Origin of the sequence: Bacillus sp. G16, from assembly GCF_021282335.1 — a bacterium.
Classification (GTDB): Bacteria; Bacillota; Bacilli; order Bacillales; family Bacillaceae; genus Bacillus; species Bacillus inaquosorum.
In genome coordinates this window covers 149,989-166,050 of sequence record NZ_JAJSOZ010000002.1, presented here as the reverse complement: position 1 = coordinate 166,050, position 16,062 = coordinate 149,989, and the positions used below count along the sequence as shown (strand labels likewise).

The following is a 16,062-nucleotide window of genomic DNA, read 5'->3' as shown; positions in this document are numbered from 1 at the left end:
ACGCAAGGGAATTACAGAAGGCGGGAGCGAAGCATATGAGTCAATTTAGCAAGGATCAGGTTCAAGATATGTATTACCTATCGCCGATGCAGGAAGGGATGATGTTTCATACCATCCTGAATCCCGGCCAGAGCTTTTACCTTGAACAAATCACGATGAAAGTAAAAGGCAGCTTGAATATCAAATGCCTTGAAGAAAGCATGAATGTGATCATGGACCGGTACGATGTATTTCGTACCGTGTTCATTCACGAAAAAGTAAAAAGACCTGTCCAAGTCGTATTGAAAAAAAGGCAGTTTCATATAGAAGAAATCGATCTGACACACTTAACGGGCAGCGAGCAAACAGCCAAAATCAATGAATACAAAGAACAAGATAAGATCAAGGGCTTTGATTTGACGCGGGATATTCCAATGCGGGCGGCCATTTTCAAAAAAGCTGATGAAAGCTTTGAATGGGTGTGGAGCTACCACCACATTATTTTGGACGGATGGTGCTTCGGCATCGTCGTGCAGGATCTGTTTAAAGTATACAATGCCCTGCGCGAACAAAAGCCGTACAGTCTCCCCCCTGTCAAACCGTATAAAGACTACATCAAGTGGCTTGAAAAGCAGGATAAACAAGCATCACTGCGTTACTGGCGCGAGTACTTAGAGGATTTTGAAGGACAGACGACGTTTGCGGAGCAAAGAAAGAAACAAAAGGGCGAATACGAGCCAAAAGAGCTGCTCTTCTCACTGCCGGAGGCGGAAACAAAGGCCTTTACCGAGCTTGCAAAATCGCAGCATACCACTTTGAGTACGGCGCTCCAGGCAGTCTGGAGCGTATTGATCAGCCGCTATCAGCAGTCTGGCGATTTGACCTTCGGCACAGTCGTTTCCGGGCGTCCCGCGGAAATCAAAGGCGTTGAACATATGGTCGGACTGTTTATCAACGTTGTCCCAAGACGGGTGAAACTGTCTGAGGATATCACATTTAACGGTTTGCTCAAGCAGCTGCAGGAGCAATCGCTTCAGTCTGAGCCGCATCAATATGTGCCGCTCTATGACATCCAAAGCCAAGCCGATCAACCGAAACTGATTGACCACATCATTGTCTTTGAGAATTATCCGCTTCAGGATGCAAAAAATGAAGAAAACAGTGAAAACGGCTTTGATATGGAGGATGTACATGTTTTTGAGAAGTCGAATTATGATCTCAATCTAATGGCTTCCCCAGGGGATGAGATGCTGATTAAGCTTGCCTATAATGAGAATGTGTTTGATGAGGCGTTTATCCTGCGCTTGAAATCTCAGCTTCTCACAGTGATTCAGCAGCTCATCCATAAGCCGGATCAGCCTGTCAGCACGATCAACCTCGTTGACGACAAGGAGAGAGAGTTTTTGCTTACCGGCTTAAACCCGCCGGCTCAAACTCATGAGGCAAAGCCTCTGACGGAATGGTTCAAGGAAGCGGTGAACGTTAATCCTAATGCACCGGCGCTCAAGTATTCCGGACAGACTCTTTCCTATCGCGAATTAGATGAGGAAGCGAACCGCCTTGCACACCGTTTGCAAAAGCAGGGCGCGGGCAAAGGCTCCGTTGTAGCTTTGTACACGAAGCGTTCGCTTGAACTGGTGATCGGCATTCTCGGTGTATTAAAAGCGGGAGCGGCCTATCTGCCGATTGATCCGAAGCTGCCGGAGGACCGAATCTCGTATATGCTGACTGACAGCGCCGCAGCCTGTCTGCTGACACATCAGGAGATGAAAGAAAAAGCGGCTCAGCTGCCGTTTACAGGGACAACGCTCTTCATTGATGATCAAACACGGTTTGAAGAACAGGCATGTGACCTTGAGATCTCGATTGAACCCGACGATCCGGCATATATCATGTACACGTCCGGTACAACCGGAAAGCCGAAAGGCAATATCACCACTCATGCCAATATTCAAGGATTGGTCAAGCATGTAGACTACATGGCCTTTTCCGAAAAAGATACGTTCTTATCTGTTTCGAATTACGCCTTTGACGCATTTACCTTTGATTTCTACGCTTCAATGCTGAATGCGGCACGGCTCATTATCGCAGATGAACATACGCTGCTTGATACAGAACGTCTAACCGATCTGATTCATCAAGAGAATGTCAATGTCATGTTTGCGACAACTGCACTATTTAATCTTCTCACAGATGCGGGAGAGGATTGGATGAAGGGGCTTCGCTGCGTGTTATTCGGCGGAGAGCGCGCGTCTGTGCCTCACGTCAGAAAAGCGCTGCGGGTCATGGGGCCGGGCAAGCTGATTAACTGCTATGGGCCTACTGAGGGAACGGTGTTTGCGACAGCTCACATCGTGCATGATATACCAGATGCCATCTCCTCATTGCCGATTGGAAAGCCGATTAGCAATGCCAGTGTTTATATTCTTAATGAGCAAAACCAGCTCCAGCCATTCGGAGCGGTCGGTGAACTGTGTATCAGCGGAATGGGTGTGTCAAAAGGGTATGTAAACCGTCATGACCTGACGAAGCAAAAGTTTATTACGAACCCGTTCAAGCCGGGAGAAATGCTTTACCGTACAGGGGATTTAGCACGCTGGCTGCCGGATGGAACAATTGAATACGCCGGCCGTATTGACGACCAGGTCAAAATACGCGGACACCGGATTGAGCTTGAAGAAATCGAAAAGCAGCTGCAGGAATATCCGGGTGTGAAAGATGCGGTTGTTGTTGCAGACCGCCATGAGTCTGGCGATGCATCAATCAACGCCTACCTCGTGAACCGGACGCAGCTTTCAGCTGCAGACATAAAGACACACCTGAAAAAACAGCTTCCTGCTTACATGGTGCCGCAAACCTTTACTTTCATGGACGAGCTTCCTTTAACGACAAACGGGAAGGTCAATAAACGGCTGCTGCCAAAACCGGATCAGGATCAGCTAATGGAAAAATGGATCGGGCCCCGCGACGAGACGGAAGAAACGATCGCACAAATCTGGTCCGAGATTCTCGGCAGACAGCAAGTCGGCATTCATGACGATTTCTTTGCGCTTGGCGGGCACTCCTTAAAGGCAATGACCGCCGCTTCCCGCATCAAGAAAGAGCTCGCGATTGATCTCCCGGTAAAACTTTTGTTTGAAGCGCCGACGATCGCCGGCATTTCAGCGTATCTGAAAAACGGGGGATCAGATGGATTGCAGGATGTAACGATAATGAATCCCGATCAGGATCAGATCATTTTCGCATTCCCGCCGGTCTTGGGCTATGGCCTCATGTACCAAAACCTGGCCAGCCGCCTGCCGTCATACAAGCTGTGCGCCTTTGATTTCATTGAGGAGGAAAACCGGCTTGACCGCTATGCGGATTTGATTCAGAAGCTTCAGCCGGAAGGGTCTTTGACACTGTTCGGGTATTCAGCGGGGTGCAGCCTGGCGTTTGAAGTTGCCAAAAAGCTTGAGGAACAAGGACGCATTGTTCAGCGGATCATCATGGTGGATTCCTATAAAAAACAAGGTGTCAGTGATCTGGACGGACGCACAGTTGAGAGTGATGTTGAAGCGTTGATGAATGTCAACCGGGACAATGAAGCGCTCAACAGCGAAGCCGTCAAACAAGGCCTCAAGCAAAAAACACACGCTTTCTACTCATACTACGTCAACCTGATCAGCACAGGCCAAGTGAAAGCGGATATTGATCTGCTGACTTCTGGCGTTGATTTTGACATGCCGGAATGGCTTGCATCGTGGGAAGAGGCAACAACAGGTGCTTACCGTGTGAAAAGAGGCTTCGGAACACACGCTGAAATGCTGCAGGGCGAAACGCTAGATAGGAATGCCGGGATTTTGCTCGAATTTCTTAATACACAAACCGTAACGGTTTCTTAAATGAAGTGATGAAAGGAGGAGACGGCCATGAGCCAACTCTTCAAATCATTTGATGCGTCGGAAAAAACGCAGCTCATCTGTTTTCCGTTTGCGGGCGGATACTCAGCGTCGTTTCGCCCTCTCCATGCTTTTTTGCAGGGGGAGTGTGAGATGCTCGCTGCCGAGCCGCCGGGACACGGCACGAATCAAACGTCAGCCATTGAGGATCTCGAAGAGCTGACCGATTTGTACAAGCAAGAATTGAACCTTCGTCCTGATCGGCCGTTTGTGCTGTTCGGACACAGTATGGGCGGAATGATCACCTTCAGGCTGGCGCAAAAGCTGGAGCGTGAAGGCATCATTCCGCAGGCAGTTATCATATCTGCGATACAGCCGCCGCATATTCAGCGGAAGAAAGTGTCTCATCTGCCTGATGATCAGTTTCTCGATCATATTATTCAATTAGGCGGAATGCCCGCGGAGCTCGTTGAAAATAAGGAGGTCATGTCCTTTTTCCTGCCTTCCTTCAGATCAGATTACCGGGCTCTTGAACAATTTGAGCTTCACGATGTGACCCCGATCCAATCGCCTGTTCATGTCTTTAACGGGCTTGATGATGAAAAATGCATTCGGGATGCGGAAGGCTGGAAGAAGTGGGCGAAAGACATCACATTCCATGAATTTGCCGGCGGGCACATGTTTCTGCTGTCACATACGGAAGAAGTGGCAGAACGGATTTTTGCAATATTGAATCAGCATCCGATTATTCAATCGTGATCAAAAGCGGACAGCGCTGGCTGTTCCGCTTTTTTGTTGAGTGGAAATTTTTACATGATATAATAGTCGCAATACTCAAACAAAGGCAGGTCGAAACATGCGCGCGTCTCCTATGATGAAATGGTTTGTATTGCTGTTTACGTTTGTTTTCGCCATCGGAATGAACTCATTCAGAAATTCCTTTCAATTTTTTATGCTGCCAATGGCGGATACCTTCCATGCCGACAGGTCGCTGATCTCGGTTTCTGTCAGCATTTTTATGATTACAACGGGCATCGTTCAGTTTTTTGTCGGTTTTTTTATTGACCGGTTCAGCGTCAGAAAGATTATGGCGCTTGGAGCTGTTTGTATCAGCGCAAGCTATTTGGTGCTTCCGTATTCACCGAATGTTCATGTGTTTTCTGCCATTTACGGCGTGCTCGGCGGAATCGGCTATTCCTGTGCGGTCGGCGTGACGACCCAGTATTTCATCAGCCGCTGGTTCGACACGCACAAAGGCCTGGCGCTCGCTATTTTGACCAATGCCAACTCAGCGGGCCTGCTGCTGCTCTCGCCCATTTGGGCCGCGGCTCCGTATCATGCCGGCTGGCAAAACACCTATACGATATTGGGCATCGTCATGGCGGCTGTTCTGCTGCCGCTCCTCGCCTTCGGGATGAAGCACCCGCCACATGCGCAAGCGCAGTCTGTAAAAAAATCTTATGACTGGCGGGGATTTTGGAACGTGATAAAGCAGTCCCGCCTCATTCATATCCTGTACTTTGGCGTGTTTACATGCGGATTTACAATGGGGATCATTGATGCTCATCTCGTTCCGATGCTGAAGGATGCGCATGTCTCTCATGTCAACGGAATGATGGCCGCGTTCGGGGCGTTTATCATCATTGGCGGGCTGGCTCTCAGATCTCCTCGGCAGCAGAAGCGTGATGCTATCCATCTTATTTTTCATTCGGCTGCTCAGCCTGATTTGCCTGCTCATTCCCATTCTCGGAATCCATCACAGCGAACTTTGGTACTTCGGTTTCATCCTGTTATTCGGACTCAGTTACACAGGCGTGATCCCGCTGACCGCGGCGTCTATTTCAGAAAGCTATCAAACAGGATTAATCGGCTCGCTGTTAGGCATCAATTTCTTTATCCATCAGATCGCCGGTGCTCTCAGTGTGTATGCGGGCGGTTTGTTTTATGACATGACCCATGATTATCTGCTGATTGTTGTGGTTTGTGTGGTGCTTGTCGGTTTATCAGCTTTATTGGCGCTGGTGCCATTCAAAAACATTCATTTTCAACACAAAGAGAGAATTGACATTTAATAAAAAAAAGAGGGGACACCCCTCTTTTTAATATTGCAACTTTACTTTTTTGGCGGGCACATGTTCTTTCACAAGCTGTCTGAACGAGTGCCGCTCATTTTCGAATTTGAAAAAACGTTGAGGTATCAAAATCAGCTGGTGACTGGAGGTTTTTATGGAGAATAAGTGTCTATATTCTGCCGCTCCCTTTATTTCATTCCATTCAAACAAGGTATCATAGTTTTTGGATTGAATTTGAATGCCTTGCCGATTAATGGTATATGTCCTTTTGCGTTTTAACCGCTCACTGTTCTTATAGCCGGTACGCAGCCGCAGATATAAAAAGGCAGTGAAGAGCAGTGTGAAGATCAGAGATACAACTGCTATGAAAATACCATTATAAATCAATTCTAATGTTTCGTTGTTATAAACGGTAAACGGAAATCCATATACGGAATACACCAATGCAGATAGGAGAAAAATATAAATATAACAAATCACCGCCGCTTTTCTTTGCCGGTATATAAAGTAATATCTCATATCTCGTAATGAAATGGCTCCCTCTAGGAAGACGCTATGTTGAATCATTCTTACAATGCACCTCAAATATATTTTCCTTCAACCCTAACATAAATTCTCATTTGTTCATAGAAATGGTTCCTTTTTGATGTTTCTTCTTTTTCTGCAGATTAATATTGCTCCCCAGCACGCCAATAATAATACAAACGGCACCGGCAAGATGATACCAGGCCAGGCTTTCGTTTAGAATCACGACTCCTGCAATCATCGTCACGATGGTGGAGACATGATTAAAAGCGCTCATTTTAAACGCCTCAATCCGAGACAGCGTATAGTTGGACAGAAATGAAGTGACGAGTGAAGACAGCACACCCAAATACACAATGGCGAGAACAAAGCCGGGTTCCCGGAATGGCTGAAAATAAGTGCCGGCAGTTCCAGCCGCTCCGTGGCGCACAAGGGCGATGGCGTTGAAGGCGACAAAGCCGATCGCTGACATGATGTAGGTGAGCTCGGTCAGCTTGAACCGCTGCGTCATTTTTCTGGCAGCGGTATTGTACATCGCGGAGGACAAGGCGGACAGCAGGATCAGCAAAGATCCTTTTAAGCTGGCAGATTCCACGTCAACGCCCTTCATCACAAAAATAAACATGACGCCGGCAACGGATAAAACCGTGAAACCCTTCTGCGTCCACGTCGAGCGTTCCTTTAAAACATAAGAGGCAAAGACCATCGTGAAAATCGGAATGGCTGCCTGAATAATTCCCGCTTCAGAAGAGGACGAGTATACAAGGCCGAATGCCTGAAAGCTGAAAAACAACGCCGGATACAGCAGGGCGAGCGGCAAAATGGCAATGACGTCCTTTACACGGATTGATAGCTTTACCCAGCCGAATAAGACGGGTACAGTGGCCGCAACAAACGCAATGGTGAACCGATGCGCCAGAATATCAAACGGTTCGGCTGTTTGCAGTGCGATTTTTACGAATAGAAAGGATAAACCGATAATGAACGAATATAAGATAGCCGCCATATAAGCGGAGGCTTGCTGTTTTTTAACCATAATGGGAGGTGCTCCTTTACCTGAATTGCAGCGCCGGTCGCTTTATTTTATTGTATGGCTGTGACCAGAGCGGTACAATGAGAAAAACAATGAACTGTACCGGTACAAAACAGGGGGAGAAAGCATGGAGAAGTATATGAGCCTATTGACGAGAATAGAGGAGATGATGCAAAGCAGCGCTTATCAAGAAGGTGACAGGCTTCCGTCCATCCGTCAGCTGTCCGTCCGTTATCAAGTCAGCAAAAGCACAGTGATCCGCGCGCTGCAGGAGCTGGAAAAGCGTCACCTTATCTACTCCGTTCCGAAAAGCGGCTATTATATTGTGAAAAAGACGGGAAAAGCAAAAAGCGGACAGCCGGGCCTCATCGACTTTGCCACATCTGCGCCGGACCCCGATGTATTTCCGTATCTAGATTTTCAGCACTGTATTAATAAAGCGATTGATACATACAAGAACGATTTGTTTATTTATGGGACGCCAAAGGGGCTTCCATCACTCATCCGTGTACTCCGAAAGCTGCTCACCAATCAGCAGGTATTTGCGGAAGAACGGCATATTTTCATTACATCAGGTGTCCAGCAGGCGTTATCCCTGCTTTGTGCCATGCCGTTTCCAAATGGGAAAGTGAAGATCGCGATTGAACAGCCGGGCTATCATTTGATGATTGAACAGCTTGAAACGCTTGGGATACCCGCCATCGGAGTGAAAAGAACGGAGGAGGGACTTGATATAGCCGAGATTGAGCGGCTGTTTCAGACAGAATCAATCAAATTTTTTTATACGATGCCGCGCTTCCATAACCCGCTAGGCTGTTCTTTATCAGAGCGTGATAAACAAGAGCTTGTGAGACTCGCAGAAACGTATGATGTCTATCTCGTTGAGGATGATTATCTCGGTGAACTGGAGGAAAATAAAAAGGCAGATCCGCTGTACGCATATGATCTGTCCTCGCATGTCATCTATCTGAAAAGCTTTTCAAAAATGATGTTTCCCGGTCTTCGTGTGGGGGCTGCTGTTTTGCCGGATGCGCTAATTGACACGTTTCACACGTACAAAAAGCTGAACGACATCGACTGCTCGATGATTTCTCAAGCGGCGTTGGAAATTTATCTGAAAAGCGGCATGTACGGCAGGCATAAGGAGAAGATCCGTGCTTCCTATAAGGAACGGTCACTAAGGCTTCATCAAGCCATCCAAACACATAGGCAGCTGGGGCGCGGCCGCTTCACGTTTTCCAGCGGGCAGGCACCCTGCATGCACACCCATCTGGTGCTTCCTCAGGATCTGCCGGCCTCAAGGGTGATTCAAAGGCTGAAAAAACAAGGGGTTCTCCTTGAGGCGATAGACCGTCATTATTTATCAGATTATCCGAAAGAAAATCTATTAAAAATCAATATTTCCAATGTGAAAACGGAAGATATTGAACACGGCGTCAAGCTGCTGCTGAGCCACTTATAAAAGCGCTTCGTACGAAACCATTGTGATATCCTCGGGGAAATCAGGGTGCGCGGCGCATACGGCCATTTTGTAGCCGGGGTCCACCTCATAGGTTTTGATATAGCATGGTGTATGGCTGTCCGGAAGCTCAATAGATACTTGTCCGTCCTGATGCAGGCGCACTGAAAAGGAATCAAGCGGAAGCGATAAGCCTTTGCCTTCCTGTTTGATAAAGCTTTCTTTCATTGACCATAGATGATAAAAATAGTCTGTCTGCTCGTCTTTGTTTTTGGCTAAAAGATCGCTGTACTCTGTTTTTGAAAAGAAACGTTTGGCGATCTCAAGGCTGATCGGTTTCGTTTTTTCAATATCAATGCCGATCGGCTGTGAATCAAACGCACAAATGACCCAGCGGCCGGAGTGCGAAATGTTGAAATGGGCGTCAGGAAGATCAGGGATGCAGGGCTTCCCGTATTCCTGCGTGCTGAAGCGGATATCAGCTTTGCCCAACTGATACTGTCCGCTGATGACTGAGCGGACGAGCACATCTCCCAGCAGGGTGCGGTGAGCATCTTCTTTATGGTAAAATCTCCGGCATTTCTCCCGTTTTTCAGGCGATATGAAAGACATGAACCGTTCAGTCTCTTCCTGTGAAAGCGGGCGGTCCATATAAATTCCGTAAATCTTCATTCTAGATCCTCCGTCTGCAAAAGATTGTCAAAACCATCCTATCATACTTCAATTAGACTCATATAGAGGAGAAAATAAAAAACAAAGCCGGGGGCTTTGTTTTAATGTAAGGGCGGAGTTGCTTTCACAGCGGCTGTCCGCCTTGCTACAGCATAATTCAGCAGCTGGATGGACTGTGGCAATGAAAAGCGCAAAATGAGTCCGGTGAGGATAGCAGTCAAAATAGTACCTAAACCGATCGGACCGCCCATGCCCCATGCAGCAAACAAAATCGTTATTTCAATGCCGTTCCGCACCCATTGCACATTCCAGCCGGTTTTTTCTGAAATCAGCATCATCAGCGAATCACGCGGCCCCGCGCCAAGGCCTGCTGATACATAAACACCGACGCCGTAGCCGATCAGCAGCACACCGAGCGAGAAGACGATGACGGATCCCGTGTAGGTGGAGGGGGCAGGCAGAAGAAAATTGAAAAAATCTATGAAAACACCTATGAGCACCATGTTCAGGATCGCGCCAATTTTTGGCCAAGCCCTCGTAAACAATGACGTTAATCCGACGATGAGCGCTCCAATAATGATGGACCACTGGCCGATGGTAAGCCCGAAGTGCTGAAACAGGCTGTAATGAAATGCATCCCACGGACTAATGCCGAGTGCTTTTCCTTCTATCGTCAGGGATACACCAAAAGCCAAAATGATCAAACCGGCAAAATAAAATGTCCAGCGCAGAACAAGTTCTTGCTTCACGTGAGGTCCCTTCTTTCGTAAAAATCAGTCGATTGTCATTGTAGCACATCTGACAAAAGGGCGGAATAGGCGAAAGGGGCTCAACAAAAAAACAGGGCCGCCGCAGGCGCCCTGTTTCAGCGTGTTGGCAAACCCTTGCATTCGTTGTCAGGCCTGCGCTTCGGTGCTCACGAATTTAACATTCGCTGTGCTCCAATGCTCGCCCTTCCTAGACTTCAATGGTTTTCAATCACGCTGAAAATGACAAAATCCTAAAACGAAAATCGTTTTAGGATTTTGTCAACAATCTGAAACAGGGCGCTGACGCCCTGTTTTTCTTTTTACAACGGGTTCAAAATCCGGTTTAAGAACCGCTGCGTCCGTTCTTCTTTTGGTGCGGAGAAAATTTGCTCCGGCGGTCCCTGTTCCACGATGACGCCGCCGTCGATGAAGACGACTTCGTCCGCCACATCCTGGGCGAATTTGATTTCGTGGGTCACGACGACCATGGTCCAGCCTTCGTTGGCCAAATCCTTGATAACCTTCAGCACATCTCCGACAAGCTCGGGATCAAGCGCTGAGGTCGGTTCGTCAAACAGCATGAGCTCAGGCTGAATCGCCAATGCACGGGCGATGCCGACGCGCTGTTGCTGTCCGCCGGAAAGCTGGAACGGATATAAATCCATTTTGTCCTTCAATCCGACCTTATCAAGAAGCTGAATGGCTTCTTTTCTGACTTCCTCTTTGTTCCGTTTTTGCACCTGAACAGGGCCTTCCATCACATTTTCGAGCGCTGTGCGATGCGGGAACAGGTGATACGCCTGAAACACCATGCCGGATTTCCGGCGAAGCTTTAGGATATCCGCCTGTTTCACCTTTTTGGAGAAATCGATGGAGAAATCATCAAATGCAAGCTCCCCGCGATTTGGAATCTCCAGCGCGTTCAGGCATCGGAGCAGCGTCGTTTTCCCTGAACCTGAAGGCCCAAGTATGGCGATGACTTTCCCTTTTTCAATCTTCATATCTATCTTTTTTAAAATTTCATTTTCACCGAATGATTTGTTTAATCCTTTAACGGTAAGCATACTCGGAACCTCCTTATTTGGCCACGTAGCGGTCAAGACGCCGTTCGATGACATGCTGGACGAGTGAAAGCAGGAAGCAGATAATCCAATAAATAAAGGCTGCTTCAATATAGATCACTAAAATCTGATCAAGATTCCGCGCGCCGATTTCCTGAGCTTTTCTGAACAGCTCAGCGACCAAAATCTGAGAGGCGAGGGATGTATCTTTGATCAGGCTGATAAAGGTATTGGATAATGGCGGGATCGACACACGAAACGCCTGCGGCAAAATCACGCGGAACAGCGTTTTCTGATGTGTCATGCCGATTGTATAGCCGGCTTCCCATTGCCCTTTCGGCACGGATAAAATAGATGCCCGAATGATTTCAGATGCATAGGCGCCGACGTTTAATGAAAAGGCGATAACTGCGCTTGGAAATGGATCTAATGTGACGTTAAAGGCCGGGAACAGATAGAAAATGATGAACAATTGAACGAGAAGAGGAGTGCCCCGTATCGCGGATACGTATACGCTGAACACCCATCTCAAAGGTCTCACTTTCGACATTCTGGCGAGCGCTGTAAGCAGCGCGATGATCATTCCAAATATAAAGGAAAGAATGGTAAGGGGAATCGTATAGTAGATTCCCCCTGAAAGTATCGGCCAGAATGACTGCTGCACCAGATCCCACGGGATCGCCGTGCCAAGCGTCAATGCCGGCAGATTATTTAGAAACATCTTCGCCGAACCATTTTTTAGAAATTTTAGAAAGAGTCCCGTCCTCTTTCATTTCTTTTAATGCTTTGTTGACTTGATCAACAACCTCGCCGCTTCCTTTGCGGAACGTGAAATATGTTGATTGCGGATCGCCTGTTTCAAACGCGATTTTCACGTTTTTGTTGCCTGATGTTTTTAAGTAGTTCAATACGGCAAGTTTATCGTTGTATGTCATATCGACGCGGCCTTGCTGGATCAATTGAAGGGATTGTGCCAAGCCTTCAACGCCTTCAACTTTCGCGCCCGCATCTGTAGCTAATTTGTTGTAGTTGCTTGTCAGTGATTGAGCTGATGTTTTTCCTTTTACATCTGCTTCTGACTTAATATCGTTGTTGTCTTTTTTCGTAACGACAACGGCTCTTGATGTTGTGTATTTATCTGAGAAATCATATTTGTTTTCACGATCTGTTTTTCCGACTTGGTTGGCAATGACGTCAAACCGTTTGGAATTCAGGCCGGCAAACATGCTGTCCCATTGAGTTTCTTTAAAATCGGCTTTCAGTCCTAGGCGTTTTGCGACTTCTGTGATGACTTCCACATCATAGCCAGTCAGCTTGTCAGTGTCTTTGTCGTGGTAAGTGAACGGTTCATATGTTCCTTCCGTACCGACTGTCAGGACACCTTTTTTCTTAATTGAAGCCCAAAGATCGCCGTCTTTGGCGTTATCTTTTGACTGATTGTCATTTCCTGCTCCGCAAGCTGCGAGAACTGCAATGCTTACGACCATGAATAAAGCCAATAATGCTTTTTTCATCTTATTCCCCACTTTTCTGGTTGATTTTATTGAAATAAAAAAATAGCTTACAAATCTAAAGGATAACTTTTTTTTAGTATGAGTCAAGTAATTGGTTTTCATAAGGCAAAATCTTTTAAAATAAATCCAAAAATTGCTGTACCGGTTTTGGCAAATAACTGTCGGTTCTCCACATGACAGCCGGTGTCATAATGAAGGGATTGTTTTCGATATGCACAGTGTGAACGTGGTTTCTCATATGAACGGGAATCATCGTGACGGGCAGAATGGACGCGCCAAATCCGGAAGAAACGAGACTGAGCAAAGTTGCGGAATCGTGGCATTCACAAACAATACGCGGCTCCAGATTCAAACGATGAAATTCATTCATGACCTGATTATAGACACCTTTCCCGTTGACAGGCCGCAGCAGAATCAGCGGAAAGGAAGGAATGTCCTCCATTTTAATGGTGTCACCGCACGGATATCCGGCCTCTTCTGAAAGCACGAGCACACATGGAATGTCATCAAGCTGTTTAAATTGGACTGTGTCGCTTTTGATCAGTGTCGTCGTGACCGCCGCATCGATTTGACGGCTTTCCAGCAGCTCTAACAGCGTCGCAGGCTCATTCTCCCAAATATTAAAGGTGAGGTGCGGGTATCTCTCTTTGATCTGTGTTACTTTTTCAAGCATCAGAGCGGCACAATAAATCGTTGAACCCACGGCCAGCGTGCCTGCCACCTCCTCCTTCAGCTCTTGTACCTCGATGATGGCATCCTCAAACCTATGCAAAATCTCCTTGGCTCTTTTCAGAAAAACAGTTCCTTCATATGTAAGGGTCATTTGCTTTTTCTTATTCCGGTCAAACAAAACGACACCAAGCTCATCCTCCAGCTGTTTCAGCTGCCTGCTTAAAGGCGGCTGCGCCATGTGAAGCTTTTTGGCGGCGGACGTGATTTTCTGTTCTTGGGCTATGGTAATGAAATATCGAAGCTGGCGAATGTCCAAAAGAAAGCGCCTCCTCTCTATACCTTTTAGGTATTAAATATAGATTTAACAGATATTTTTCATATGGATATATCAGGAGTATGATGGAAATGAAAGCAGAATTCAAGCGTAAAGGAGGGGGCAAAGTGAAACTCGTTGTCGGAATGACAGGGGCAACAGGGGCCATTTTCGGGGTCAGGCTGCTGGAGTGGCTGAAGGCCGCCGGAGTGGAAACCCATCTCGTTGTGTCTCCTTGGGCTAACGTCACGATCAAACACGAAACAGGCTATACCTTAAAAGAAGTAGAACAACTAGCCACATACACATATTCGCATAAAGATCAGGCGGCAGCCATTTCAAGCGGTTCGTTTGATACCGATGGAATGATTGTTGCGCCGTGCAGCATGAAATCACTCGCAAGCATTCGCACCGGGATGGCTGATAATCTGCTGACACGTGCGGCGGATGTCATGCTCAAGGAGAGAAAAAAACTCGTCCTCTTAACGAGAGAAACGCCTTTGAATCAGATTCATCTCGAAAATATGCTAGCGCTTACGAAAATGGGCACCATCATTCTTCCTCCGATGCCGGCATTTTATAATCAGCCGAGCAGCTTAGAGGAAATGGTCGACCATATTGTATTCAGAACATTGGACCAATTTGGCATTCGCCTTCCTGAAGCGAAACGCTGGAATGGGATTGAAAAACAAAAAGGAGGAGCTTGATCATGGCTTATCAAGATTTCAGAGAATTTCTCGCTGCCCTTGAAAAAGAAGGACAGCTGCTAACAGTGAATGAAGAGGTGAAGCCGGAGCCGGATTTAGGAGCCGCAGCACGCGCAGCCAGCAATCTTGGCGATAAAAGCCCCGCGCTCTTATTTAATAACATTTACGGCTATCACAATGCACAAATTGCGATGAATGTGATCGGCTCTTGGCCGAACCATGCAATGATGCTGGACATGCCAAAAGACACGCCGGTAAAAGAACAGTTTTTTGAATTCGCGAAGCGTTATGACCAGTTTCCGATGCCGGTCAAACGTGAGGAAACAGCGCCGTTTCATGAAAATGAAATCACAGAAGATATCAATTTGTTCGATATACTGCCTCTTTTCAGAATTAACCAAGGAGACGGCGGTTACTATTTAGACAAAGCGTGTGTCATTTCCCGTGATCTTGAAGACCCTGACAATTTCGGCAAACAAAACGTCGGCATTTACAGAATGCAGGTCAAAGGAAAAGACCGCCTCGGCATTCAGCCTGTGCCGCAGCACGATATTGCGATCCATCTGCGCCAAGCCGAAGAACGCGGCATCAATCTTCCGGTCACCATTGCGCTTGGCTGTGAACCGGTCATTACAACGGCGGCATCGACTCCGCTTCTTTATGATCAATCAGAATACGAAATGGCAGGCGCAATTCAAGGCGAACCATATCGCATCGTCAAATCAAAGCTGTCTGATCTTGATGTTCCATGGGGCGCTGAAGTTGTGCTTGAAGGCGAAATCATTGCCGGAGAGCGTGAATATGAAGGCCCGTTCGGTGAATTCACAGGGCATTATTCTGGCGGACGCAGCATGCCGATCATCAAAATTAAACGCGTGTATCACAGAAACAATCCAATTTTCGAACATTTATACTTAGGCATGCCTTGGACAGAATGCGATTACATGATCGGAATCAATACTTGTGTGCCGCTTTATCAGCAGTTAAAAGAAGCATATCCGAATGAAATTGTGGCAGTAAACGCCATGTACACACACGGTTTGATCGCGATCGTTTCCACAAAAACACGCTATGGCGGATTTGCAAAAGCGGTCGGCATGCGCGCACTCACAACACCGCACGGACTCGGCTACTGCAAAATGGTCATTGTCGTTGACGAGGATGTCGATCCATTCAACCTGCCGCAGGTCATGTGGGCGCTTTCGACCAAAATGCATCCGAAGCACGATGCGGTTATCATTCCGGATTTATCTGTCCTGCCACTTGACCCGGGATCTAACCCATCAGGGATCACTCACAAAATGATTCTTGACGCCACTACACCGGTTGCGCCTGAAACAAGAGGCCATTATTCACAGCCGCTTGATTCACCATTAACAACGAAGGAATGGGAACAAAAACTAATGGACTTAATGAATAAATAGG

General features: G+C 47.1%; 13 protein-coding genes and 1 pseudogene. 6 read left to right on the top strand and 8 right to left on the bottom strand.

The features are described from left to right. Positions 1–35 precede the first annotated feature (35 nt). The 3 genes and pseudogenes from srfAC to LWH95_RS02925 all read left to right on the top strand — a co-directional run bounded on the left by srfAC (position 36) and on the right by LWH95_RS02925 (position 5,932). A complete protein-coding gene (gene srfAC, locus LWH95_RS02935; protein WP_232918920.1) occupies positions 36–3,863 on the top strand; it encodes a surfactin non-ribosomal peptide synthetase SrfAC in 3,828 nt (1,275 codons plus the stop codon). Positions 3,864–3,890: 27 nt separating this feature from the next. Further along, a complete protein-coding gene (gene srfAD / locus LWH95_RS02930) occupies positions 3,891–4,619 on the top strand; it encodes a surfactin biosynthesis thioesterase SrfAD (protein WP_003240143.1) in 729 nt (242 codons plus the stop codon). Between the two features lie 97 nt (positions 4,620–4,716). Next, positions 4,717–5,932, top strand: a pseudogene (locus LWH95_RS02925) (MFS transporter). A gap of 27 nt (positions 5,933–5,959) precedes the next feature. On the opposite strand, the gene LWH95_RS02920 reads toward LWH95_RS02925, so the two are convergent. Both LWH95_RS02920 and LWH95_RS02915 read right to left on the bottom strand, forming a co-directional pair. Beyond that, on the bottom strand, positions 5,960–6,499 hold the full coding sequence (locus LWH95_RS02920) for a YcxB family protein (RefSeq protein WP_232918919.1): 540 nt from the start codon (positions 6,497–6,499) through the stop codon (positions 5,960–5,962). 49 nt (positions 6,500–6,548) lie between these two features. Continuing rightward, positions 6,549–7,493, bottom strand: coding sequence for a DMT family transporter (locus LWH95_RS02915; protein ID WP_232918918.1), 945 nt, complete (start codon positions 7,491–7,493; stop codon positions 6,549–6,551). 124 nt (positions 7,494–7,617) lie between these two features. Between LWH95_RS02915 and LWH95_RS02910 the strand changes: the two genes are divergently transcribed. Next, positions 7,618–8,952: an aminotransferase-like domain-containing protein gene (locus tag LWH95_RS02910; protein ID WP_232918917.1), complete on the top strand. Its 1,335-nt coding sequence runs from the start codon at positions 7,618–7,620 to the stop codon at positions 8,950–8,952. Here LWH95_RS02910 and LWH95_RS02905 read toward each other — a convergent pair. From LWH95_RS02905 to bsdA, 6 genes are all read right to left on the bottom strand, one after another. Continuing rightward, positions 8,947–9,621 carry a 4'-phosphopantetheinyl transferase gene (locus LWH95_RS02905; RefSeq protein WP_100275813.1) on the bottom strand — a complete coding sequence of 225 codons (675 nt, stop codon included), beginning with the start codon at positions 9,619–9,621 and terminating at the stop codon, positions 8,947–8,949. The two genes, LWH95_RS02910 and LWH95_RS02905, sit on opposite strands and share 6 nt — an antisense overlap. A gap of 101 nt (positions 9,622–9,722) precedes the next feature. Beyond that, positions 9,723–10,370 (bottom strand): YczE/YyaS/YitT family protein, encoded by a 648-nt coding sequence (locus LWH95_RS02900; protein WP_148982858.1) that lies wholly within the window; start codon positions 10,368–10,370, stop codon positions 9,723–9,725. A 320-nt stretch (positions 10,371–10,690) separates the two neighbouring features. After that, positions 10,691–11,434 (bottom strand): cystine ABC transporter ATP-binding protein TcyC, encoded by a 744-nt coding sequence (gene tcyC / locus LWH95_RS02895; RefSeq protein WP_003240152.1) that lies wholly within the window; start codon positions 11,432–11,434, stop codon positions 10,691–10,693. Positions 11,435–11,447: 13 nt separating this feature from the next. Continuing rightward, a complete protein-coding gene (tcyB, locus tag LWH95_RS02890; protein ID WP_003240153.1) occupies positions 11,448–12,152 on the bottom strand; it encodes a cystine ABC transporter permease TcyB in 705 nt (234 codons plus the stop codon). Then, entirely contained in the window at positions 12,139–12,945 is an 807-nt protein-coding gene (gene tcyA, locus LWH95_RS02885) for a cystine ABC transporter substrate-binding lipoprotein TcyA (RefSeq protein ID WP_148982856.1), read from the bottom strand. The genes tcyB and tcyA overlap by 14 nt, the downstream gene beginning before the upstream one ends. 115 nt (positions 12,946–13,060) lie before the next feature. Next, positions 13,061–13,933 (bottom strand): transcriptional regulator BsdA, encoded by an 873-nt coding sequence (bsdA, locus tag LWH95_RS02880; RefSeq protein WP_148982855.1) that lies wholly within the window; start codon positions 13,931–13,933, stop codon positions 13,061–13,063. Between the two features lie 89 nt (positions 13,934–14,022). Between bsdA and LWH95_RS02875 the strand changes: the two genes are divergently transcribed. Together LWH95_RS02875 and bsdC are read left to right on the top strand one after the other, a co-directional pair. Continuing rightward, on the top strand, positions 14,023–14,637 hold the full coding sequence (locus LWH95_RS02875; protein WP_100275949.1) for a non-oxidative hydroxyarylic acid decarboxylases subunit B: 615 nt from the start codon (positions 14,023–14,025) through the stop codon (positions 14,635–14,637). A 2-nt stretch (positions 14,638–14,639) separates the two neighbouring features. After that, positions 14,640–16,061 (top strand): phenolic acid decarboxylase BsdC, encoded by a 1,422-nt coding sequence (bsdC, locus tag LWH95_RS02870; protein ID WP_232918916.1) that lies wholly within the window; start codon positions 14,640–14,642, stop codon positions 16,059–16,061. Position 16,062: the final 1 nt, after the last annotated feature.